Here is a 23,338-nt window from a genome sequence, read left to right as displayed (position 1 = left end):
AAACACGCTTGCCCTCTTGAATATTTGTCACATAAGAATTTCAGTTTGAGGCTGTTTTCAGCTCGCCGTGAAGTCGAATACGACCACTCAGGCTTTTAAGCTAACGATCTGGTTTCCTGCACTGTCCACCCTCATCTCCAAAGCCGTCGACTTGGAGAGAACATAGGGGATCGAGCCGCCTAGAAGAAAGGGGTAAAGGGTCGGGCTCGCCTCCAAGTTCGAAATAGCGAGGGCACGTCCGCTATACCTTACGCATGCCTCGGCGAGCCAGGCAGCCACCTCAGAGCCTCCAAGATCCATCACTTCCTTGCGCTTGATCCGACTGCCTTTGGCTGTGCGGTTGATGGCACCCCAACTAGCCTGCGACTGCAGAACCATATTAGTCATCCGACGAGTGCCTTCGCGTTCGCCGTAGATCTCGGACATGCGCCGGTGAACCTCTGCGGATGTGCAATCGCCCTGAAGTTTTGTGAGCCTGCCCACAATCTCCGCGACTTTTCCGAAGAATGGGTATGTGGCGAGCGCCATACCCCATGTCAGCGCTGGTACCGTGGTCTCGGGCGCATCGAAGAAGATTTCAACTCCGCGGTCGGCAAAGTCGACGAGGTCAGCACGGGGCTCCAGCCAAAGGCGGTTGAGTACCGTCCTAGTTTTTTTCTTCGCTGCTGGTCCGGAGTGTGATGACGCTAGAACCTCGTCGAGATCATCGAGAGTGCTCCTGCCAGCCCGGATGCGGAGTGCAAGCAAAGCCCAGTCCAGCTGGATAAAGCGGTCGAAACCTATTTGCGGCGACGAGGAGTTCATGATGCTGGTCTTTTTATGTTTATCTTGATGAAGGGAACGATGAGCTCCTCAACGGATATCCCCCCGTGCGCGACGATTTGATCTCCTTTTGGAACGAATGCTCCCCGCGTGTCGGCGTATACCGGCAAGAAGTCTGGCGGTAGTCCAGGACTATCAAACCTGAACGCATCGATTTCCGACGGCACAGATGCTGCCAGAGTTTCACTGCGATAGGTCCGAACCCTTTCGCCTCTTAGCTCTGACACTACACCTTGGCTGAGACGGCCAATGCCTTCTGCGTCGACATTGCCATGGTCCGCGGTGAGGTAGATTTGATACCCTTGCTCTGCGAGGAGCAAGAACAGCTTCTCGACGAAGCCGGTTTCACACCAGGCATTGATTTGCCCGGCGATACCTCGCTTTCCAAGCATCGCGCCGTGAACGATTTCATCGACCATATCGACGACTATGCCGGCAACCCTTGTTGCTGGCCTAGAGACGGCATCCTTCATCTCGGCTAATTGCTCCGTCCGCTTCAGGCCTTTCTGATAAACGATCTCTGACTTGCGAAGGCCGTTCTCCTGCCAGAAGCGTGCCCAGAGAGACGGCTCCTGCGATGTAGTTTCGATCGAGTTCGAGAACTCACGGGGCTTTAGACCTGAAAAAAGAGCTTGTCGTGAGACGGAAGTGAGGGTGGGCAGCCATGCGAAGCACCCGCCTTCTTCCGCTGAAAAGCCAGGTAGGCGAGCCGCCAGGTGCTCTCGGATTTGGAACCACTGATCCAGTGCCAAGCCGTCGAACACAAGGAGCGCCACCCGTTCCTCGCCTGCATTTCGGCGCAGCGCCAGGTACCGCGGCACGTGATGAACCATCACCGGTCCTTTCGCCGCCGGGAGGGAGGGCAGATCCGCATAATGCTGAACTAGCCAGCCCCTCAACCGCTCGTCAGCGTCGCGCTGCAGCTTGCGGAGATGTTGCTGGATCGGCTCGGCGATCTTTGTGCTGAGACTATTGAAGCGCGAGATGACTTCGCCGAGCCGGCGGGCCAGTTCGACCCAGTCGCGATGGGTCGCGTTGGCATCAGGAAGGTCAGCGGCGATCCTCCTAACACCTTCCGATACAAGATTGCCGAGCGCATGGGGGTCCTCAACCAGCCCCACCTTGACCCACTCCGGCAAGTCAGTCGGGGAGTCACGCGTCCCGACAGGCTGAAGAGCCCCTTCGAGGAACATCGTGTCGACGATGACCCTGACGTCGGGATGCGCAAAAGGGACTGAAACCTCCGGCGATACCTCGATCGAGTCGCTCGAAGTGCGTTCGCTGTGGACCCCATACTGCGACAAGTAGCGGCCCCAGGCATCCTGCACGGTGCGCACCATGTAGCTCTTTGACGCCAGCAGCTCCGCTATGGGCAGATCGTCGAGAGGAGTGTCCTTCAAGATTGCCGCAACATGCCTCGCCAGCAGATCCGGCAGCGCTGCGCCGCGGTAATGGAGCCGCAAGACCTCTCGCCAGAAATCCTCGGGCCTGCTCAGCAAGTAAGGGCTGATGCGGAAGATGTGGGTCAGGATGAAGTCTTTGGTCGCGCCTTCCCCGAGCGGCTGAGTGGCGTGCTTGTCGTGCGCCAAGAAGAGGGCTTCGTGGTGCTCCGAGTCCATTTGCCGTATTACGCCATAGCTCAACCTCGGAAACAGGTCGGCCAGGCTCAGGCTGACCTTGCGTTCGATGCGGACATAGTCCCATGGCAGCGTGTTCAGATCAGTCCCACGCAGTTGAAGGACGAGCGCCTTCGACGTTCCTTCCTCGCCGCGATCCCAAGCCGCCCGGTAGCGTTCTTCGTACTCTGTTCTAAAGGCGACAGGGTCCTCGAATGGCAGCACTTCGAAACCTCGTTCCCGAAGGCCGTGCAAGATGCGCTCATCCAACAGGAGATCATCCGGGTCGCAGGCGATCCAGAAGCGGGAAAGATCGGCAGGAAACTCCCGCAGGATGCGATCGGTCCAGGCGCTCATGATGCAGCCGTTCCCGGTTCGCCAACATGCAATAGGAGAACGGCGTTCAGATCGGGCGTGTATGCCTCGGCGGCATCCAGCTGCGCCATGCGGGCGTCATGGTCGGCACGCAGACGCTTGCGACGGTAGTCCCGGACTGTCTGGAGCCCGACCCGGCCAATGGCCTGATGCCGCGCATCGAAGGCGTACTTGGCGCGTTCGCGCTCTTCCTGGATACGGGCCCTGTGCTCCTCCACCATGTCAGCAAAGATGCGTTCGCCTTGGGTGAGAGCGGCATTCTTTGAGCGGTCAAAGCATCCGTTTGCATCTGCGGCGGCGACGGCTCCAACACTCTCGACCCGTTCCGTTAGAAGAAGATCCCAGATCCGCTTCGCTGTTGGCAGGAAGGTTCGCCCTTCGTCGTTCACGAAGACGGACAGGAAGCGCCGTCGGCTGAAATCATCGGCGGACAGGCTGATCTCCCACAGCGACCAAACGCCCCGGACGCTCTCCGGAAGACCGGAAATCCGAACGGTAGGAAGCGGTTGGCCCGAAACGCAGCGCGGCAGATCGCTGATGACTGCCCGAGCGCGGGGATCTTCAAGCGTCACCCATTCGACATCGGGCCGCTCCTCGGCCGTCCTCGCGTCGAAGCAGACCTTGGCCGACTCGCTGCCGTCCACCCAACGCACCCGCCAAACATCGGCTTCCTTGACGGCATCCCCGCCGCGCGCGGGCAGTCCGGTCGTGATAGCCCGCTCCAGCCAGAACTGCGCTGGGTGGTCCCTCCATTTGCGGGCATCGTCCGCATCAAGCTGGTGCCCATCGGACAAGAGCTCGCTGCTCTTGCGGCTTTCGGCGATAGTCGACCGAAGCTGCGACACAACCGCGTCGCATTCGCTTTCGATGGCGTCTGGGTTCTGAAGCCCCTGGACGAAGAGCTCATCAAACAGCGGCTCTGCTTCGACCGAGTCCATCACGTCGGCGGCTTTGTCCACGCCGAACTCTTCGGCGATGACCGCGAGCTTCGTCTCCAGAACCTCGCGCACGCGATGCTCGACCGTGTCCTCAAGGACGAAGTTGATCGCGCGCGCCACGTGCGGCTGACCGATACGGTCGACGCGGCCGATGCGCTGTTCGACCCGCATAGGGTTCCAGGGCATGTCGAAGTTCACGATGACGTGGCAGAATTGGAGGTTCAGACCCTCGCCACCAGCGTCCGTCGAGATCAGAATGCGGATATCTCGGGCGAATGATTGCTGCGCCCGAGTGCGAGCTTCGAGATCCATTCTCCCGTTCAAAGTGGTGACCGAGAAGCCTCGGCTTTCAAGGAAATCCGCAAGCATCGCCTGCGTGGGCACGAACTCGGTGAAGACCAACACCTTCAGCTCAGGGTCATTCTCCTCCTGCTGAAGCTTGTAGATCAGCTCCAGGAGCGCCTCAGCCTTGGCGTCCGTCCCCTGTGCCTCCGTGGCGCGGGCCAGGTCGAGCAGCGTTTCGACCTCGGCCTTTTCCATCTCCCACCCCTTGGTCTGGATGGCGAGATCCACCTGGGTCTGCCCGTCCAGCTCAGCCCACTCGTCGACGTCGGCTGTCTCGAACAAGGATGGCTGAAGCTGCGGCTGGTCCAGCAAGGCTTGGCGTTTTTCGAGGGTCGCCCGGATGGCCGCCGTGCTGGATGTCACGAGCCGTTGCATCAGGATCATCAGGAATCCCATATGCCGCTGCTTCGCGGCCATGGCCTGGTTGTAGCCATGGCGGACATAGTCGGTGACGGCATCGTATAGCTTTTGCTGGCTGGCGTGCCGGACCTGCCATTCCACCGGATGCAGCCGGGTCATGCGCGGCTTGAACAGCGGTTTGCCGTCGGCATCGATGGAGACGCGTTTTTCCGTGCGCACGACGAAGGGGCGCACCCGCTCGCTGGAAACGCTGCTCTCGTCTGGGAACGAGTCCCGGTCGAGCAGCTGCATCAGCCGATGGAACTGGTCCGTTTTGCCCTGGTGCGGGGTTGCGGACAGCAGAAGCAGGTACGGCGCCGCCTCCGCGAGAGCGGCACCCAGTTTGTAACGGGCGACCTGATCCGTGCTGCCACCCATGCGATGGGCTTCGTCGATGATGACCAGATCCCAGGATGCCGAAATCAGATCTTCGAAACGCTCCCGGTTATAGGTGCTGAGCTGCTCAAGGCTCCAGCCGCGGCGACCTTCGAGCGGTTTCACCGAGTCAAGCGAGCAGATCACCTGATCATGCAGCCGCCAGAGGTTCTCCTCGTCGCTTCGCCATTGGCGGAAGGCTGAAAGTTCAGCGGGTTCGATAAACTGGAAGTTCTCGCCGAAATGCAGCCGCATCTCGGCCTGCCATTGCCGGACCAGCCCCTTCGGCGCCACGACGAGAATCCGCTTCGCCATGCCGCGCAGCTTCAGCTCGCGCAGAATGAGACCGGCTTCGATGGTCTTCCCCAGACCTACCTCATCCGCCAACAGATAGCGGATTCGGTCCCGGCTCATGGCGCGGTTGAGCGCGTAGAGCTGGTGGGGCAGCGGTACGACGCTCGACTGGATCGGCGCCAGCAGGAGGTTGTCCTCCAGCGCGTCCAGAAGCTTCGCCGCCGCGGCGGTGTGCAGGATCTGATCGACCGTCGGCTGGACCGCGTCGAGCGGACTCAGGTCGCGCGAGCGGGCGCGGACGACAGCGTCCTTACCGGGCAGCCAGACCCGATAGGCGGTCTCGCCCCAGATCTCCTCCCGGTCAACGACACGGCAGGGTGCGGCATGCCTCTCATGCCAGCACCACGCGCCGATGCCATGTCCGCCGTCCGCATGCGTCACGCATCAGCCTCCATGCGGGTGAGCGCCTGGTCGTACCAGAGCAACAGCTTCTCATCCTCCTGCAGCGCCTCCTCGGGGATCTTCTGGGCGATGCCGATGATGGTCTTGTAGTCCTTCGCGCCCCACGCGGTCTTGAAGCCCGCCCGCAGTACCTCGAGCCGGAACTCCTTGAGCTTTCGGCCGGGCGCGGACTTGTAGTTCTCGAATTCCTTCAGCAGCGACCGCTCGCGTTTCTGCTCCAGATCCTTCGCCTTGCTCGGGTCGGCCGCGTACCAGCGGTCCTTCGCCTTGGCCTTTAGCCGCGGGTCATCCTTTTCCAAACCGCGCAGATCCTTGAAGTTGGTGGACAGATAGCTGTGGATCTGGCTCGGCACGTCGCCGTTGCCATCGTAGCGCAGGAAATTGTCGGCGAGCAGCGCCGACAGCTCCGGCCTCTCTTCGTGCTTCCGCCAGCCTGCGCCGACTTGGGTGGTGAATTCCGGATGCACTTCTTGATAGTTCGAGGGGCGTTTACGGAGGAAGTCCATCAACCAGTCGATGGCCGAGCGTTCGTCAGAGACGAACAGCTCCATCTGTGGCGCCTGCGCGGCTTGCGCCCGCTTTCGGTCGTACTCGGCGACCTGCTCCGGCAGGAACACCATGCCGTCACGTTCAGGGAAACGGCTCCGCAGCCCGTCGAGGAATTCCTCGGTCGAGAGCGGCACCGGGAAATCGTGGCGGACGAACCAGGCGACCATCCTGTCGTAGATACGTCGCGGGTCGCGTTCCACGACCATCTCCAGGATGCCACTCTTCACCTTGGACACCGGAAGTTGGCGCAAGTGGGTGTGCACGAAATCCCAAGCGGACTCAGGTGCGGCGCCGCGTTCCGCCAACCGTTTCTCCAAACCGCCATTCGGCTTGTAGGCAGAGATGACGAGATCCTGCTTTACCGCAGTCGTTGATGTGACCTGTCGATAGCTGCCCTGGACCTTGTCGAGCGCGTTGACCTCGGCCACCACGAAGCCAGCCTGCTGAAGCGCGACCTGGATCGCGTTCCAAACCGATGCCTTGCTATTGGAGAACACGACCGTCATCCAGCGCCCAGGCTTTAGGACGCGGTGATACTCGGCAAAACACCGCTGCATCAGATGCTGATAATCCGGCAATGCCTTGTTCTTGAAACCATCTATGATGGCTTCTGGTTTTGCATCGGTAATTACACCGTGCCACGATTCAACAAGGAAATTTAAGTCAGCATAATAGATATTTTCACCGAACGGTGGGTCGGTGAAGACATAATCAATGCACGAATCTTCTAAGGGCAGATGCGCAGCATTTCCTGTAGTTACAGCAGATCCGCCGAACTTGGGGTTGTAGTTCTGGAACGCTCTTGCCAGGCGATCAAGCTTACCACCCAAATTGTACCGCGGGCTGCATTCGGAATGCTGCGATGCTACGTAGTACACGCCGTTCAGTGCGCGGTTTACTTGTGAGAAGTGTGACGGGCTATATCGATTCAGGATCGAGAATCCCCAAATGGCTTGTTCCACCATAAAAACGAGGAAAGCGCGTGTGCGGGATTCTGGATATTCCTTAGCTTTTTCCCAAAGAAGTCCGATTGCATGGGCTGCGCGCGGCAAGAAGAAATGATGAACGTTAGTAAGTCCCTTGGGCGCTATCCGGGACCCGTGATACATCTCTTCGATTGGAAAACGGATTGTGGGGATGCTTGGCTGAAGCGGCAACGCCTCTATCTTCGAAAGTAGCTCTAGATCTCGCGCATCTGGCTGCTTCTCGAAGCGTGTCTTTCCAACAGAATATGCGAGTAGTGCTGGTCGAAATTTGACCCGCTCCCACGGCTCACCTGTTGCTGGATCATTTTTAGTTTCCAGTACTCTTTCCAGCCGGTCCTTGTTCATCTCAGCGCCGCAATGGGGACAAGGGAACATATCCCTCACACGCTTAGTGTCCTCAGCCAGCGCTTCCTCGGTAAAATTCACTTCCCCTGCGCACTCCGGGCAAGTGAAAACCTCGCTCCATACCGTGAAGTCTATCTTTCCCTTCGTTTTTCCGTCCGTGTGCAGAGTTTCATACATCCAGCCAATCTCGCGCTCGACTTCGGCGAGAAGCTGCTTTCCGGCATCAGCGAAAGCCTCGACATCGAACGGCAAGTTGTAGTTGGCTCCGATGAACGTAGCAGCGGGCGACAGGTCGTTCAGCACAGCCCTGCGCGCGCCCCACTTCGGCGCGGACATACCTGCCTTCTTCCACTCCATCTCCAGCTGGTGGCGATAAGATGCGGGTGCTGTCCCGCACCACTGCGCAGCCACCCCCGTCATGCCCGATCCGGCAAATCCGTCGAGCACGAGGTCTCCCGGCTCGGTGAAGTGGAGGATCGATGGCACAATGGCCAGGTGGGGCACCTTGGTGTGATAGGAATGTGCCTTGTAGATCGGATCGGTCTTGCCAACAGACACGTCGATCGCCATTGGCTCGCGCGCGTATTCTTGGCTAGGATCGTAAGCTTTGCCGTAGTACTTCGCGAAATCTGCCAGCCAAGGGTTCGGGCACGCCGTGTAGTAAGGCGGATCCGACATCGCCAGAATCGCTTCGTCCGTCCCTTGTGGGAACCCCTCCTGCTTCCGGAACGCCGGATCCTTCAGCTTTTCCGCCAACAGATCCCGGAAATGTTCCCGGCGTGCCTCCTCGTCGACGAAGGTGACGCCAAGGCAGTTAACCGCTTCGGACTTTCCCGCCTCGCTGTATAAGTCTTTGTGTTGGGACATGTCAGAAGTATCCATACTCTCGTCCATCAGCCCCACCCGTCGACCCAACATGTTTCGATTTGGACTTCCAGGCGATGTGTTCCGCCGATCCAATATCCGCGACAGAAGTAACATAGACATGGGACCGGCCGATCTTTCTTTTTTCAAAGCAGATAACGCGACCGGCGTATTCGACGCCCCCCTTTGCCTTAGTGATTAAGCTAAGTCGCCACTTGTTGACCCACTGGTCATAATCCTGTGCTCGATTAGAGAAAGCGCCATAGCCTTTTGTTTTTTCATTAAAGGCCAAAAATGCTTGTCCGGCGGATCGAGATTTCTCATCAAAAAACAAGACGATCTCGTCTGTAAACTCGATTTGATTTCTCGAGCCACCCTGCATATCGCCTGCTTCAATCCAAAAGTACGTCGCTTCTTCAATTGCCATCTCGTCCCTCTATACTTGTAGGAAGCCTGCTTGCAATCACTCAATCACGAAGCGCAGCTTAGTCGTATCCTTGCCCTTGCAGCGATCGTTCAGGAAGGACTCGAAGCGCTTCCGCAGATCCTCGGGCGTCGCTGGGGATCCGCCTTGCAGGAGCGCCTGTCTGATGTCCGCGCTGCTGAAGCTGATCTTTTCAAGCCCGGACAAGGCCTCCTGCACCGCGGCGATGAAGTCAGGCGTCACTATATCGGGCAGGGTTTTGGTCTCGGCAAAGCCGGTGACGATCTTGCGTGACGAGTCCTTCAGCAGCTCGAAGTTCGACTGGATGATCGGATCCTCGAGGTTGTCGACGAGCGTTTGCACCCAGCCTTCAAGCAGACGGTCCAGGTCACTGTCCAGCTGCTTCAGGACGTTTGCAGCAGGCAGCAGTTCGCCTTGTTCGTTCGCCGGCCGGAAACCGCAGTGCGGGCAGACGGGGCTGGCCGAAAGCTCAGACTCGACGAGCGCTGCGCAGCTCTTCAGCTTATCCAGTTTCTCCTCAAAGGTCGTCAGCTGACTGGTCGGCATCAGCGAAATGCCAGCCAACGCCCGCATGGCGATCAGCCGCGGATCCTTGCGCAGCGCGGATTTCGTCTTCTCGTCCGTGACCCCAAGGCGCGCCTTGCTGTGCAGCCCGACATAGGCCGTGATGTAATCCTTCTTCAGCTTGGCCAGCGTCTGCCGGTACTCGGCCGCATGCTGCGCGGTCCTATCTGCCGCGAGCTTGTCGAGGACCTGCTTGCGCGCATCTTGCGCCTGTCGCACCCAAGCATGGTCTGCCGACAGAACCATCTCGGCCTGCGACAGATAGCTGGCCGTGGTGCCGAGGTCGGCGACCAGCTCCAGCATCCCCTCGACAGCCTGCAGAACCTCGAGGTTCTTTTTCTGGGCCGCGATATCGTCAGAGCCGATGCGAAGGTTCTTGAGCTTCCCGACTGTGTTGTAGGGGGCCAGGCTCTCCGAGCAGGCTTTGAGCGCATCAAGCTTGGTGCGCCAGTCCCGGATCTCTTCTTCCCGCAGCAACGGCTGACCCCAGAAGCTCAGCCGACCAGACATGTCCGTGGCGGCGCTGAGCACGCGCCGAGTCAGCTTCCCGACCTCCTCCTGGAGCAGCTTCACCGGCTCGTCCGAGCCCTGTGTTGCCTGCTGAGCGAGCCCGGGCGGCAAGCCCAACATCTCGAACAGTGAGCGGAGGACGGCGACGTTGATCTCCTTCGGCGCCTCGACGTGCTTGAACTGCTTCAGCTCGTCGAGCGGCCTTTCAGCCAGGAGCGTGATCTTGCCGGAATCAATCTTGTCGCCGGTGATCGCCAGGACGATGTCGCCGGCATAGACCAACCCACCCAGAACGGTGACCAGCAGATCGGGCTCCAGGCGGAACTTGATCGGCGCGAAATAATCGGCGTCGGCGTCGCCGCTGACCAGCTCGCCACGGTTCAGTACCTGGCCATGGCCTTTCGCCTTCAGCCGAGCCAACACGTCCTGCGCATAGCGAGACCGTGTGGGGTCGATGCGATCGCCGTCCAGCATCTCCAGGCCGTCGAGGATGACCACGGCGTCCTTGTTCCGGTTTCCGCCTGCCAGCGCGCGCAGGGCGTTGCCAACAAGCTGCTTCCGGTTCGCCTCAGTGACGAGCGCGGAGAACGTCGGATATTCAGGCGCCACTTCGGCAAACTGGTTGTTCAGCGCGAGACCCGAGATGACGTTGACGACGTCGCGGAAGTTGATCCGCTCTTCCGGGCCAAGACGCGCCTTGTCGCGCAACGAGACGGCCTTGGTCCACTCCTGCAGGGTCTTGCTCTTGCCCTGATAGGTGACCTCGTAGGCTGTCATCTGCTTTTCCTGCAGCCACTTGCTCATGTCGCGCAGGGCGTCTTTGGCCTTATCGAGGTAGATGGACTTCGCGCCGCCACTGGCCGTGGACGCGAGATCCTGAGCTGCGGCATAGAAGGAGAGATGACGCTTGATCGCCTCATCGAGCCCTTTGAGCCGGAAGAAGACCTCGTCGGCCTTGTGGTCGTCACGAAACCGTGGCGGCTCGAACGGCTGAATGAAATAGATATAGAAATCCCGCTCGGGCTGCGCCGTCGGCCGGTCGTTCGGGGCACCGAAGAAGAGATACCCGTTGCGCTCGACGCGGTGATCCTGCCATTCGATCTGATACTGCCAGATCGAATGGCCGGTGACGTAGGTCGTCTCGTCAGTCCGCTCCATCAGCTGACGGATCGCGCTGTAGTACGCGCGGTCGAGCGCGTCATCGGACAGGGCTTCAGCCCGCTTCTCGATTTGGGCGTCGTAATCGACGTCCTTCTTCAGATCGAGGTAGTATTGTTCGGTGTCCGACGCTTTCGAGATGAACTGACCGTTGACGGTCTTCAGCGTCTCCCGAAGGACTGTTTGAACAAGTGAAAGAAGGTCGGCCTCCGGCTCCCCGCCCAGGTCTTCTATGCCTGGTTGAAACAAGCAGAGCGTATCGCGGAGTTCCTCAGCGGTCGGTCCCACGGGAACATAAATGTCGCCGCCCGTCGTCAGGCGATGAACCGAAAGTCCGTCGATGATGCGGAGCGCCATCGGCCTATATGCCGGGCGTGTGAAAGCCTTCCTTACGCGCTCTGACAGGACTTCGGACACCTTAAGCACAGGTCCGATGTTCGGATCCGCGCGCAGCACGGAGTTCGACGTGACCGTCTCCCAGAACTTGTCGTAGCCGATCAGTCCAGGCCGATCGTCGGGCACCTCTTCGCTGAGAATAGCCTGGATCTGATCCCGGAGGGTCACCAGTGCGCCGCGCTTCTCTGTGAACACCAGCCGCTCGAAGGTCCCGATGTAATCAGGGTGCACCGGGAACAACCGAACATACTCGTCCATGCGCTCGTTCATCGAGCCATAGAATTTGGCGAACGGCGTCAGGTAAGCACGGATCTTGTTCTGCTGATCCGCCGTCTTCTTCAGGAGGCGTTCGGCCACCACGAAACTGACGTCCTGGCGGGCGAGCAGGATCTGCGTGAAGCGGTCCTTCACGCGACGAAGGCTGTCGGCGACATGCTGGAAGCGGCTGCTGTCGAAGATCGCCTCCTGAACGCCGGCGACAAACCGGAAGCGGAGGTGCTTTGTGACCTCGCCGATCTCTCGCAAGAACGAAAGGTCAAGGACCAGATCGTGATCCTTGCGCGATCGCAGGTATTCGAGGAACTCGTCGACTACCAGCAAGACGCCGTGATTGGGGTGGACCTCGGCGAACGCCGCCATCATCTCTTCGAAAGCGGCCTTGTTGTTGATGACCTTGTCGGCTGGCGGGAAGGAATAGCTGACGTCGTGCTTGTCGAGGAATACCTCAAGCTGTTGCGTGATGATGTCCCGCAGGGACATCTGGCTAGAAATCTCGATCCGGTGAACCTTGAATTTTCCGGCAATGGCACTTGCGGCATCGGCCACCTTGGGATGGCGGATCATAGGGACATATGCGGCGTCTTCGGCGACCAGCGATAGCACCGACATCAAGTGCGACTTACCGGTCCCGTAGTTGCCGACAACCAGCACGCCCTTGTGGTCTACAGCCTCGTCGAACGAGAGCTGGGGGATCATTTGCTTGGCGATCCGCTCGGCCATGTCGTCCGAAATGACGTAGGTCGAAACAAGTTTTTTGGCCTCATTAGGACGATTGGCGTCCCGCAACTGAATGACCGACTCGATCGGTTCAAACTGAATGAGATCGCCATAATGCATCGGCATTCCGAGTTACCCCTTCATTGAACTTTGAACGGCACCAGGCCGTCGATGCCGTAATCCTGATACTCTGGGTGTCCTGTGGTAGCATGGGAAAGCCGGCTTTCCTGCAGCTCTCCTGGCCATACAGCAACGACCCCACCTCCGTGAGCATGTCTCTTTAGTAGGTCTAGGGGGCTGAGTTGAAGTGTTTGATCGAACAGGAGTTCGATATTATCCAGAAGCAGGAGTCCCCGGCTGACAAATCCATCCGCGAGCTCCTTAAGCATGTCAGCAGCCAACAAATGTCTGCGGGGGGCAGGCACTGAAAGTAACTCACGGCCAAGAGTGGCCCCAACGCTTAGGACGCGCGCTCGCCGACGCTCGGCCAAGTGCCGAAGGAGCTCGCTTTTCCCCGATCGCGGTGGGCCAATTAGGAGGATCAGCTTGCTGTTCAGGCTCGAGATGTCCTCGACCAGGCGATCTAGCTTTTCGATCATTTCCGCCCTCTGTTCGGGTGCTGATGGCCACGAAGAACACTAGCGAGCGAATCGCCCATCCGAATTAAAACGAATTGTTGCGAGCTTTGCGACTGCGTGCTGCGCATAATAGTGATGATGAGCATCAAAAGACGAGACAGTCTCACGATGCTGTCGAGAATATTTCACATTCTTATGCTAATTCCCGCAGCCGCGTTTAGTAACATCCGATCGCTGAGCGAGCGGGCTAATGCGCAGCGAATATTTGAAGTCGCGTCAACAGCATGTTCGAAATCATTTCTGGCGAACCTTGCTTGGCCATGTCTCCAGATTTTCGACAAGCCACAGGACAAGGCAGAATGACATCCCTGTCCAGGGTAAACTGTTGATGCCCAACCCCGGCCCAGTCCGCTGGCGCCTGAGGAGGGCGAGCAGCGATCGTTATCATATCTCTATGGGAGCGCAACGGGATGGCGCTCACACGCGGAGCGGGTAGCCAGACGGTGTCTTCGACGCTTCGATGGGGACGTTTTTGATGGACGGTACCGCGTGATGTTCGATGATGCAGCAAGTGGGAAAGACTGACAGCTAGGATCCGAAGGACCGCTATAGCGCAAGGATGCTGCCTCCGAGCTGTTCCAGCAGCGCAGTTGCAGTCCCAAGCCACACCACTTGCTAAGGCTCGGCGAGCGATTTCCGGCCGACTAGGAGCGCAGTTTGCCGGCCGGGAATAAAGCATTGCGGATGGGGTAGAGCTCCCCATCTCGCTTAACGTCCGTTGCCGATGCGCCAGTTCGACAGATTTGACGCGCGCCGAACCAAGCAGATCGCCCCAAGGACGGGATGAGAATAACTTCGACTATAATTGACTGACTAATGCTGAATGGCAGGAGTGCCGGCAATCAACACCGGAGGCATAGCAACCCCGAAAGGCCCGGTACCTACCTTGGAAACGGCAACACTCCCACCATGTCCGCGCCCTCTGGTAGCTCACCGACATAACTCTCGGTGATGGCGGACAAGACGCCGCAGACCTTGAGATCATACTAGTCGCAAACGGTGCTCTCAATCGAGATCGCCGCCGTATCAGTTCGGCCCCGACAACGACGGCGCCTGAACTCATTAGACACGGGAGCGGGGCCGGGGCCTTTGCCTGATGGAGGTGACCGCTACCCCCCCTTACCGGGTCTCGTTCAGCAGCTTCTCCAGTTTATCACGGAGATCGTCTTGGACAGCGGCTTTCATGTTCCTGATGATCTCCCGCTGCCGTTCGGGATCCACGGATCCATAATGATGCAGGGTCGTGAGCAGACCCGTATGGCCCATGTTCTGGCTCCAGGCCTTCATCTGTTCAGGTGTCCGCGCTCGCTCGAGCCCTAGGCGCGCGACGGCATGACGGAATGAATGCGGATTGAAGTACGGCAATCCAGCCGCCTGGCAGGCCTCCTCAAGGATCCTGCGAATAGGGATGCCGCTTCGCCAAGGCTCCCGGTCGACACCCGTCTGAACAAAGACGAGCTCAGGGCCCATAGCTGTCGAGGTTTTGGGGAAGAGCGGGTCGTCGGGTCCCCATCCCATGTCGACCGTGAGCACGCCGACCCATTCTTCCAGCGCCGGGAATGCGTCACCATCAACGTGGATCAGATAGGTCTCGATGGGCTTTGCGAACTTGGTCTTGACCTCTCTCGGATCCTGCTTGAGCACCCGCCGGTTCAGATCAAGGTGTTTGATGCGCAGGGAGGCGACGGCGCCGACCCTTGCACCGGTTTGGATCAGGATCGCGACGATCGCGCGGTTGCGCTTGTCGACCAGGGTAGTCGAGGGCATCGCGGCAAGCAGCCGCGCAACGTCCTCAGTGCTCGGCAGGATCCGTTTGTTGACCGCCTTTGCGATGCTCTGATCCCGCCGGCTGAGCCGGAAGTAGTCAGCGTCCGAGGCGCGCATGCGGCGGCGGTAGCCATCTTGATCTGCCAGCCAACGGAAGAACCTCTGAAGGCCCTGTAGTGTCCGAAGTTGGCTAACTTTACTCAGCGGCTCACCCGTTTTTCGGCTGATCCTCTGCGCCAGATGCTCCTTATAGGCGATGGCGTTCGCGCTCCTGAAGTCGCCAAAGCAGGCTCGGTGACAGAACGCCTCGAAATCGTCGATGGTGGCCATGGCGTGCCTTACCGCTTCCTCTCCGAAGCCCTCTGCCTCTTTGAGGAAGGTCGCATGCTGGCGCTTCAGCCGCTCGTTTTTGGCGTTGTACCGGGCGACCGAATCCGCGGCCCTTTTCCTTGATAGGGTACGATACGTGGATTGGTTCGACATGATCCCAACTCACCCTTCGATGCGTGTTGCGACAAAAGTCGCGATAAGTGCCTCGACTTGTGCCGGGCCCGTTGTCCGGTGGATCAGACGCTCGCAGGTCGGACAGATGCCTCTAAGCATGCCCCTGCGAGGCGTGAGCGGCCGGTATTCCACCATGCCGCCGGCAGGGACCTTCGGCTCTTGACAAGGGATGCAGTAGATCGTCCCCGGCGGGCATGGACGCTTTGTCCGCTGGCGTTGAGCGATAAGGAACGCGCGGACGTCCTCTCCGCGGAAGTACATCTTCCAGCCACCATCGATGGGCGTCAGTCCCATGCGCACCCATTTGCGGACGGTGTGGTAGTGAACGTCGAGGGCCTCACAGAGCTCCGCTATCGAGTAGATCGTGTAGTTGCGGGCGAGATTGGGATTGGGAATGCGCATGCTGCCCATCGCTCAACCCTCCCGACCGGGGTCAGAGGTCGATTGGCGAGGGCGCCCGATCCGTGCCCGTGCCCAGGCATCGAGATCGGCCGGCGCATAGAGCGGCGTGCGGCCCGCCTTGTGGAACAGGGGGCCCCCGCCCACGACAGCGAGCTTGGCTAGCCACTGTGGCGAACAGGGAAAGCCGTAGCTCGTCTGCACGTAAGATGCTGCGTCCGCGCGGCGCAGATAGCGCAGAATGTGACCGTGCTCAGTTTGGATTACTGGGTTCATTTTGATCTCCCGAAAGCCCCGGGCATTGCCGGGTCGGGAGATCAATTGATCGGAGGATGGTCCGCAAAATAGCTCCGCAAAATTCGTCGCTGAACTATTTTTCCCGAGAGCGGATGTGCTCCCTGATGTATCGCTCGATTGTCCGGGGCTTGAAGGGATCGTCCTCCGGAAACCGCGCGTCCAAAATCTCTGCGATCCGCTGGGAGATTTTGGTGATACTGCCTGATGCGACGGCCGGTCCGAGGGATCGATAGATTTCCAACGCCTCGGATTTTCGGCGCGTTGCGCGCCCAACAGCACGGGTCCGGAGTTCCGCTCTATCGAGTTTCCAGAGCCTCCTCACGTCACGACGGCGAACCTGCAGTTGGACCCACTCCTTATCCCGAAGCCCCGGATCTTTGCGGTGGGGCATTTGAAGCAATAACGCATCATTGTGATCGTCGAGCCATTCCTCCTCGTTAGCATAAATGATAGCGCGAACGAAGTATTTTGATTTCTGGGCTCCTTTATTTGGCGATGGCGCGAACGGTGCATTTGGAGGCTTATCAAAATCTACCAGATATACGGACGTGCTCTGAAAAAGCCCCCGCGGGACGACTTGGTTTGCGCCGTCGCATATCCCGTGGACCTTCAACCTGCCTTTGCCGGCGGCGGCCACAATGGCCCCGTATGCAAGCTCCCAAGCATGCCAATCATCTGGCAGAAAGGGTACCTTGCCGCCCCTGGAGCCAATCCACTCAGCCGCTACGCTCAAAGGGATCAGCCCAATGTCCTCCGGGTCAGAAGGGCTGGCTTGCAGGCCCTCAAGAAAGCTATCCAATAGCTGTCGCCGCATTGGCTTTGGTGTCGTCATTTGAGTTCTGTAGTTTGGAGACGCTCGCCGCGTGCGACCAGCGTTTGACGCTCCTCGCGGGCATCTAGAGCAACGGCTATCGAGGCAGCCACCGCATCTGCTGCCCGCCGCAGTGGACCGGTATCGAAGTGGCTGTACCGGTTCGTCGTCTTGACATCCGCGTGTCCCAAAAGACGGCCAACCACCGTCAGGCCCATGCCAGCCGCTGCACCGTGGCTGGCAAACGTGTGGCGCAGATCGTGAAGGCGAACACCTTCTAGTCCCGCCGCGCGCGTGACGATCGACCAAGGGCGCTTGAGGTCTGACCTCGGCCGATCCAGCTTCTCTCCGGCAAAGACAAAGCGACACCCAGAGATCCGCGGAACGGACTGCAGAATTTCCATAGCGGAATCGCCAAGCACCACGGTTCGCCGACCGGATTTCGTGTCGGGTAGGAACAGAAGCCCGCGTTCGACATCCACGTCTGACCATCGCAAGGAAAGCGCTTCCCTTAACCTAAGCCCGGTAAGGATGAGGAAGCGGATCGCGGCGGTGGCGTGAGGGCTTAGCCTCGTCCGCCGATCCTCCGGATTGCGTGGCAGATGTTTGGCGCCGGGCGCGTCCAAGTTGGCATTCCAAGGGAGGCCGAGGGTTTCGGCCTCTCGAAGCGCCGCGCCGAGCCGTGACAATTCTTCTGATGACAGGAAGCGCTCGTTTTGGCCGTCGGCGAACTTGCGGACGCCATGGACTGGGTTGTCCTTCCGCATCCCCAGCTCGATCGCGTAGGTGAAGATGCCCCCGAGAAGGCGAACAGTTCGGGTGGCAGTACCCTGTCCCCCGCGCACAATCGCCCGTCCATGCTTTTTTGTGCGGACATCGGTTGCGGTCCGACCTGAAGCAACGTCCCTCAGAAACCTTTCAACGTCAGCCTTGGTGACTTCTTGCACAGTCTTCCGACCGAGCAGGGGCTTGATATGTCGCGTGATGCGGCCGCGATCCGAGGCAAGCGTTGATGCCTTCTTCGGCTTGCCGCGCTTCCCGATTAGGACCCCACGCTCGGCCTCTTTGAAGTAAAGGTCACACAGGTCGGAGATGGTCTCGGCCTTGCGGGCATTCGAGAGCTGTTCGGCGACGTCCTCGCCGAGCTCCGCCTTGGCGAGGATCGTCCTTGCGGCGGCTCGCGCTTCCTCGACGGTCAGCTTACCAACCGAGCCAAGGGTCACTTTGCGGAGTGGACTGTTGCGGCCGCCGGTGCGGTACATCGCTAGATACGACATTGCACCCGATGGCCTCACGCGAACGCCAAACCCGGAGACCTCGGCGTCCCAGACGCAGAACTCGGTGGCCCTTGGCGTGATTGCGTCGACGCTCCGCTTGGTAAGTTTTGCTGATGCCATGGATGCGGCTCTTCGGGGTAACACCGGGGTAACACGACGTAGGAATTTGGAGACAAACTCAGAAAGCAGGATAGTGTCGATGTCAATGAAATCAACGATATAATCATCTGCAGGAAGCTGCAGAATAGGTCAGAAATCCCTTTCTACCGCCCTCCGAAGGCAAAGGTCGCACGTTCGAATCGTGCCGGGTGCGCCAGCCCACGTCCCTTGTCGATCCGGCGCGAGAGCGGGGCTCCCCGGGGCCCTGTTCGATGCCTTGCCCCCGGGTCCCCAGCCGAACGCCCGCTGGAACCCAAGGCAGACGAGGCCCTTCCGCACCGGCTGACCGCCTGTTGAGCCGCGCCTGTTGCGATGCCGGCCGCATGCCGTGAACAGCCGCACGATCAACGGCCGCCCTCAACTGCCGCATGCAGGACGTGCCCTCGCCGGAACGCCTCTCCCGCCGCGGCGTTGATCGGATCATGCGACGAGCCGGGCCCTCGAGCGAGCGATGACGAAGCGCAGGGACGCGGGCGATGCGGCGACCTTCAAGCTCGCCACTTTCAACATCAATGGCGTCGTCCGCCGCCTGCCAAACCTCCTCGCCTGGCTGAAAGCCGCGCGGCCCGACGCCGTCTGCCTGCAGGAGCTGAAGGCCGCGCAGGACCGCTTTCCCGCCGAGGCGCTGGAGAAGGCCGGCTACGGCGCCGTCTGGCGCGGGCAGAAGACCTGGAACGGCGTCGCCATCCTGGCGCGCGACGCGGTGCCGGTGCAGACCGCCGACCGCCTGCCCGGCGACGGCGACGACAACCAGAGCCGCTACATCGAGGCCGCGGTCGGCGGCATCCTCCTCGGCTGCATCTACCTGCCCAACGGCAATCCGCAGCCGGGTCCGAAATTCGCCTACAAGCTCGCCTGGTTCGAACGCTTGCGGAAACATGCGGCGGGCCTGCGCAAGGCCGGTCACCCGGTGGCGCTCGTCGGCGACTACAACGTCGTGCCCACCGATGCCGACATCTACCCCACGCGCTCCTGGGACGACGACGCCCTGCTCCGGCCGGAGAGCCGCGCCGCCTTCGCGAAGATGGTGAGGGCCGGCTGGACAGACGCGCTCCGAAAGGTCCACCCCGCGGCCCCGCTGTTCACGTTCTGGGACTACAAGCGGAACCGCTGGCCGCGCGATGCGGGTCTCCGGCTGGACCACATCCTCCTGTCTCCCGCCCTCGCCCCGCGGCTGGTCGATGCGGGCATCGACCGGGACGTGCGCGGTCAGGAGGGAGCGAGCGATCACGCCCCCGCCTGGGTCACCCTCAGCCGCGAGGGTTAGCCGAGCCCCGAGCGCTAGCCGAGCCCGGAGGGCCTCTGGCCGAAGCGCAATTGCTGGCGCTCCAGCTCCTCGGCGAAATCGGCGTGGAGCGACCGTTCATCCCGCCCGTCCGGCATGGTGAACAGCCCGGTCTCGCAGAGGCGCCCGTCGTCCCAGCCGGGATAGTCGAGCACGGGATAGAGGCAGATGCCCTCGACGGGCACCCCGCCGCGCAGCGCCGCCCGGACCTCGCCGCAGACATAGTGGAACCACGACGCCCGGGCGCTGCGCTCGGCCCCCGTCTCGGCGATGACGATGGGCCGGCCGTAACGGCCGAAGGTCTCCTGGAGGATCTCGGCGAAAGGGCGGTAGCCGTGGTGGCCGAGGGGGAGCGTCGAACCGCGGTGCAGCCACTGGTTCCGCGGGTAGTAGTTGACGCCGACGATGTCGACATTGTCCTCGCGGCCGCCGAGGTCCGGCGACACCCGGCCGGCGATCATGTCGAGGGCCTCGAACTGCGACAGGCGATGGATTTCCGCCGCCCGTCGCACGGCCGCGCTGCGCGAATAGCTCGTGATGTGGATGGCCGGCTCGGCATGGAGGAAGCGGGCTTTCGGCTCGACCTCCCTGATGGCCGCGATCGCCGCGATCGAGGCGCGCACCAGCTGCGCCTTGAGCTCCGCACCGCGCCCGCGCGTCCCCGGATTGATGGCGCCGACCTCGCCCCCGGCCCAGGCGACGAAGGACATCTCGTTGACGGGACAGAAGATCGGAACCGCGTCGCTCTCCGAACGGACGAGCCGCGCGGCCGCCGCGGCGAAGCGGGCGAAACGGTCGGCGAAGGCGGGCGACCAGACGTCGAGATCGTCGGGCCAGCCGAAATGGCAGAGGTCCCAGATTACCTGCACCTCGGCCCGGCGCGCGGCGCGGATCATGGGCACGACGCTGGACCAGTCGTAGGCCCCGGGCGCCCGCTCGATGAGGTGCCAGCGGAAGCCATCCCGGACGGTGCGCAGGCCGAGCCCCGCCATCGCCAGATAGTCGCCTTCCACGAGCCGGTCGTGCCCGGTCGCCGCCAGGAGATCGAGACGCCGTCCGTCCCGGCGGCGGTGGGTGGCGCATTCGAAGCCCGCCATGAAGAAGCTTTTGAACAGCGGGGCGTCGGCCAAGCGGTTGCGCCTTCGGGTGAAGTGGAGGGATGCCGGCAGAACCGGCCTTTCCGATCACGGTTCCCTTTCGGACAGCGCGAGGGCGCGCCGCGTTGCCGCACCCAATAGGAACAGGGCGACGCAGCGGTCCGTTCTTCGGGGCGGCCTGAACAGCCCGCCCGGATCTCCTCCTGCAACTGTAGTCACCGTGAAGGTTGCGCATGAACGCCCTCGATCGACGCCCGCAGCTCGTGTGCTTCTCCCATCTGCGGTGGGATTTCGTTTTCCAGCGTCCCCAGCATCTGCTGACGCGCGCCGCACGCGACTACGACGTCTACTACGTCGAGGAGCCGGTGGTCGAAGCCGGTGCCGCGCCGCACCTGCGGACCAGCCGCCGGCCGGAGGGTGTGACGGTCATCGTCCCGGTCCTGCCGCCTGCGGAGGATGAGGGGGCGGCAGCCATGATCGCCGACCTGCTCGGGCCGATCTTGCCACCATCGAGCCGGCAAAGGATCCTGTGGTACTACACGCCCATGGCCATGGCCTTCAGCCGCCACATCGAGGCGGACACCGTCGTCTATGACAACATGGACGAGCTCTCGGCCTTCCGCGGCGCCCCGTCCCGCCTTCTCGACCTCGAGGCGGAGCTCTTCGCGCGTGCCGACCTCGTCTTCACCGGAGGCATGAGCCTCTATGCCGCGAAGCGGCGCCGTCACCGCAGCGTCCACCCCTTCCCTTCCAGCATCGACGTCGCCCATTTCCACGAGGCCCGGCGGAAGCCCGCCGAGCCCGCGGACCAGACCACCATCGGCGGACCGCGCGCCGGCTTCTTCGGCGTCATCGACGAGCGCATGGACATCGACCTCGTCGCCGGGACGGCGGCGCTCCGGCCCGACTGGCAGTTCGTCATGATCGGGCCGGTGGTGAAGATCGACCCGGCGAGCCTGCCAGCGGCGCCCAACATCCACTGGCTCGGCGGCAAGTCCTACCGGGACCTGCCCGCCTATCTCGGCGGTTGGGACGTCGGCCTGATGCCCTTCGCGCTGAACGAGGCGACACGGTTCATCAGCCCCACCAAGACGCCGGAATTCCTCGCCGCCGGCCTGCCCGTTCTCTCCACGGCCATCACCGACGTCGTCTCCCCCTATGGCGAGAAGGGTCTCGTTGAGATCGTCTCCGACCCTGCCGGGATGGCGGACGGCCTCGACCGGCTGCGAACGCCCCCTTCCGGCTGGCTCGCTGCCGTCGACGGCCACCTCGCCGGCATGTCCTGGAACCAGACCTGGGCCGGCATGCAGCGCCTCATCGACGAATCGGTACAGGCACGGCGCCAGCGCGTCGGCGATCTTCGCCGCAGGGCCCTCCCGACCCCCGTCGGAGAAACGCTCCATGTTTGACTGGCTGGTGGTGGGTGCCGGCTTCGCCGGTTCAGTCCTCGCCGAGCGCCTCGCCACCCAGCGTGGGGAACGCGTTCTCCTGATAGACCGGCGGCCGCATATCGGCGGCAACGCCTATGACCGCTACAACGAGCAGGGTCTGCTCATCCACGAGTACGGCCCCCACATCTTCCACACCAATTCCGACATGGTGCTCGACCATCTGTCGCAGTTCACCACCTGGCGTCCCTACACCCACCGGGTGCTGGGCTCCGTGGACGGCCGGCTCGTCCCGATCCCCATCAACCGCACCACCGTCAACCGGCTCTACGGCCTGTCGCTGGAGACGGAGGAGGAGATGGAAACCTGGCTTGCCGCCCGCGCAGAGCCGGTGGAACGCATCGAGACGTCCGAGGACGTCGTGGTCAGCAAGGTCGGCCGCGAGCTCTACGAGAAGTTCTTCCGCGGCTACACCCGCAAGCAATGGGGCCTCGACCCCTCCGAGCTCGACAAGTCGGTCACCGCCCGCGTACCGACCCGCACCGACACCGACGACCGCTACTTTGCCGACAAGCACCAGGTCATGCCGGAGCACGGCTACACTCGCATGTTCCAGGCAATGGTCGCCCATCCCAACATCACTGTCATGCTGCAGGCGGACTACCGCCAGATCCGCGACCTCATCCCGCACAGGCGGGTGATCTATACCGGCCAGATCGACGAGTTCTTCGACTTCCGCTTCGGCCGCCTGCCCTATCGCTCACTGCGCTTCGAGCACAGGACCATCGACGCGCCCCGCCACCAGGACGTCGCCGTGGTGAACTATCCCCAGACGGAGGAGTTCACCCGCGTCACCGAGTACAAGTACCTGACCGGACAGGAGCACCCGAAGACGGCCATCACCTACGAATATCCCACCGCCGACGGCGATCCCTACTATCCCGTTCCGCGGCCGGAGAACCAGGAGCGCTACGGGCTCTACGAGGCGCTGGCGCGCGCGACGCCGGACGTCTGGTTCGTCGGCCGGCTCGCCACCTACCGCTACTACAACATGGACCAGGTGGTCGGGCAGGCGCTGGCCACGTTCCGCCGCATCGACGAAAAGCTGCCGCGCGGGGGGGACACCGGCTCCGGTTCGAAGGCCTGGAACGGGGTGCGCGCCGTCGTCGCCGCGCAACCCTGAGGCACCGGCGGCCTCGTTGGTCCGGACCTTCGGCGCGAGTCGGCCGGCGGGGTTAGGAACGGCCCCTGGCGCCACGGGTTCTCTCGGCGACACA

At 61.4% G+C, this 23,338-nt stretch carries 15 protein-coding genes and 1 tRNA gene; 4 read left to right on the top strand and 12 right to left on the bottom strand.

The features are described from left to right. Positions 1-87: 87 nt before the first annotated feature. The 11 genes from ACT6XY_RS07100 to ACT6XY_RS07050 form a co-directional block, all read right to left on the bottom strand. Positions 88-804 carry a hypothetical protein gene (locus ACT6XY_RS07100; protein ID WP_444747637.1) on the bottom strand — a complete coding sequence of 239 codons (717 nt, stop codon included), beginning with the start codon at positions 802-804 and terminating at the stop codon, positions 88-90. Beyond that, positions 801-2,795 carry a BREX-3 system phosphatase PglZ gene (pglZ, locus tag ACT6XY_RS07095; RefSeq protein ID WP_444747636.1) on the bottom strand — a complete coding sequence of 665 codons (1,995 nt, stop codon included), beginning with the start codon at positions 2,793-2,795 and terminating at the stop codon, positions 801-803. The genes ACT6XY_RS07100 and pglZ overlap by 4 nt, the downstream gene beginning before the upstream one ends. Continuing rightward, positions 2,792-5,605, bottom strand: a complete 2,814-nt coding sequence (locus tag ACT6XY_RS07090; RefSeq protein WP_444747635.1) for a DEAD/DEAH box helicase — start codon at positions 5,603-5,605, stop codon at positions 2,792-2,794. Before ACT6XY_RS07090 ends, pglZ begins: the two co-directional genes overlap by 4 nt. Then, the gene (locus ACT6XY_RS07085; RefSeq protein ID WP_444747634.1) at positions 5,602-8,373 is read right to left on the bottom strand and encodes a DNA methyltransferase; all 2,772 of its coding nucleotides are present in this window, start codon (positions 8,371-8,373) and stop codon (positions 5,602-5,604) included. The genes ACT6XY_RS07090 and ACT6XY_RS07085 overlap by 4 nt, the downstream gene beginning before the upstream one ends. 1 nt (position 8,374) lies before the next feature. Next, positions 8,375-8,797: a hypothetical protein gene (locus ACT6XY_RS07080; protein ID WP_444747633.1), complete on the bottom strand. Its 423-nt coding sequence runs from the start codon at positions 8,795-8,797 to the stop codon at positions 8,375-8,377. A 36-nt stretch (positions 8,798-8,833) separates the two neighbouring features. Continuing rightward, entirely contained in the window at positions 8,834-12,565 is a 3,732-nt protein-coding gene (locus tag ACT6XY_RS07075) for a DUF6079 family protein (RefSeq protein WP_444747632.1), read from the bottom strand. A gap of 14 nt (positions 12,566-12,579) precedes the next feature. Continuing rightward, positions 12,580-13,038, bottom strand: a complete 459-nt coding sequence (gene brxF / locus ACT6XY_RS07070) for a BREX-3 system P-loop-containing protein BrxF (protein ID WP_444747631.1) — start codon at positions 13,036-13,038, stop codon at positions 12,580-12,582. Between the two features lie 1,158 nt (positions 13,039-14,196). Further along, the gene (locus ACT6XY_RS07065; RefSeq protein ID WP_444747630.1) at positions 14,197-15,327 is read right to left on the bottom strand and encodes a tyrosine-type recombinase/integrase; all 1,131 of its coding nucleotides are present in this window, start codon (positions 15,325-15,327) and stop codon (positions 14,197-14,199) included. 9 nt (positions 15,328-15,336) lie between these two features. Further along, positions 15,337-15,750 (bottom strand): helix-turn-helix domain-containing protein, encoded by a 414-nt coding sequence (locus ACT6XY_RS07060; protein ID WP_444747629.1) that lies wholly within the window; start codon positions 15,748-15,750, stop codon positions 15,337-15,339. A 367-nt stretch (positions 15,751-16,117) separates the two neighbouring features. Further along, positions 16,118-16,876 (bottom strand): hypothetical protein, encoded by a 759-nt coding sequence (locus ACT6XY_RS07055; RefSeq protein ID WP_444747628.1) that lies wholly within the window; start codon positions 16,874-16,876, stop codon positions 16,118-16,120. Then, positions 16,873-18,252: a tyrosine-type recombinase/integrase gene (locus tag ACT6XY_RS07050; RefSeq protein ID WP_444747627.1), complete on the bottom strand. Its 1,380-nt coding sequence runs from the start codon at positions 18,250-18,252 to the stop codon at positions 16,873-16,875. The genes ACT6XY_RS07055 and ACT6XY_RS07050 overlap by 4 nt, the downstream gene beginning before the upstream one ends. 109 nt (positions 18,253-18,361) lie before the next feature. Here ACT6XY_RS07050 and ACT6XY_RS07045 point away from each other — a divergent pair. Both ACT6XY_RS07045 and ACT6XY_RS07040 read left to right on the top strand, forming a co-directional pair. Further along, positions 18,362-18,448, top strand: a tRNA-Ser gene (locus tag ACT6XY_RS07045). Between the two features lie 294 nt (positions 18,449-18,742). After that, positions 18,743-19,558, top strand: a complete 816-nt coding sequence (locus tag ACT6XY_RS07040) for an exodeoxyribonuclease III (protein ID WP_444747626.1) — start codon at positions 18,743-18,745, stop codon at positions 19,556-19,558. Positions 19,559-19,572: 14 nt separating this feature from the next. On the opposite strand, the gene ACT6XY_RS07035 is transcribed toward ACT6XY_RS07040, so the two are convergent. After that, positions 19,573-20,706, bottom strand: a complete 1,134-nt coding sequence (locus tag ACT6XY_RS07035; RefSeq protein ID WP_444747625.1) for a beta-glucosidase — start codon at positions 20,704-20,706, stop codon at positions 19,573-19,575. Between the two features lie 200 nt (positions 20,707-20,906). Here ACT6XY_RS07035 and ACT6XY_RS07030 point away from each other — a divergent pair, with 200 nt between their 5' ends. Next, positions 20,907-22,082: a glycosyltransferase gene (locus tag ACT6XY_RS07030; protein WP_444747624.1), complete on the top strand. Its 1,176-nt coding sequence runs from the start codon at positions 20,907-20,909 to the stop codon at positions 22,080-22,082. Continuing rightward, positions 22,075-23,244 (top strand): UDP-galactopyranose mutase, encoded by a 1,170-nt coding sequence (gene glf, locus ACT6XY_RS07025; protein WP_444747623.1) that lies wholly within the window; start codon positions 22,075-22,077, stop codon positions 23,242-23,244. Before ACT6XY_RS07030 ends, glf begins: the two co-directional genes overlap by 8 nt. Positions 23,245-23,338 lie beyond the last annotated feature (94 nt).

Origin of the sequence: Phreatobacter sp. (assembly GCF_052440005.1) — a bacterium.
Lineage (GTDB): Bacteria > Pseudomonadota > Alphaproteobacteria > Rhizobiales > Phreatobacteraceae > Phreatobacter.
The sequence above is the reverse complement of the archived record's forward strand: the minus strand, read 5'-3'. Positions and strand labels throughout refer to the sequence as shown.

Coding starts and splice junctions, on each gene's coding strand:
- ACT6XY_RS07100 (WP_444747637.1), bottom strand. CDS start 804: ATGAACTCCTCGTCGCCGCAAATAGGTTTCGACCGCTTTATCCAGCTG.
- pglZ (WP_444747636.1), bottom strand. CDS start 2,795: ATGAGCGCCTGGACCGATCGCATCCTGCGGGAGTTTCCTGCCGATCTT.
- ACT6XY_RS07085 (WP_444747634.1), bottom strand. CDS start 8,373: ATGTCCCAACACAAAGACTTATACAGCGAGGCGGGAAAGTCCGAAGCG.
- ACT6XY_RS07080 (WP_444747633.1), bottom strand. CDS start 8,797: ATGGCAATTGAAGAAGCGACGTACTTTTGGATTGAAGCAGGCGATATG.
- ACT6XY_RS07075 (WP_444747632.1), bottom strand. CDS start 12,565: ATGCCGATGCATTATGGCGATCTCATTCAGTTTGAACCGATCGAGTCG.
- brxF (WP_444747631.1), bottom strand. CDS start 13,038: ATGATCGAAAAGCTAGATCGCCTGGTCGAGGACATCTCGAGCCTGAAC.
- ACT6XY_RS07065 (WP_444747630.1), bottom strand. CDS start 15,327: ATGTCGAACCAATCCACGTATCGTACCCTATCAAGGAAAAGGGCCGCG.
- ACT6XY_RS07060 (WP_444747629.1), bottom strand. CDS start 15,750: ATGCGCATTCCCAATCCCAATCTCGCCCGCAACTACACGATCTACTCG.
- ACT6XY_RS07055 (WP_444747628.1), bottom strand. CDS start 16,876: ATGACGACACCAAAGCCAATGCGGCGACAGCTATTGGATAGCTTTCTT.
- ACT6XY_RS07050 (WP_444747627.1), bottom strand. CDS start 18,252: ATGGCATCAGCAAAACTTACCAAGCGGAGCGTCGACGCAATCACGCCA.
- ACT6XY_RS07040 (WP_444747626.1), top strand. CDS start 18,743: ATGACGAAGCGCAGGGACGCGGGCGATGCGGCGACCTTCAAGCTCGCC.
- ACT6XY_RS07030 (WP_444747624.1), top strand. CDS start 20,907: ATGAACGCCCTCGATCGACGCCCGCAGCTCGTGTGCTTCTCCCATCTG.
- glf (WP_444747623.1), top strand. CDS start 22,075: ATGTTTGACTGGCTGGTGGTGGGTGCCGGCTTCGCCGGTTCAGTCCTC.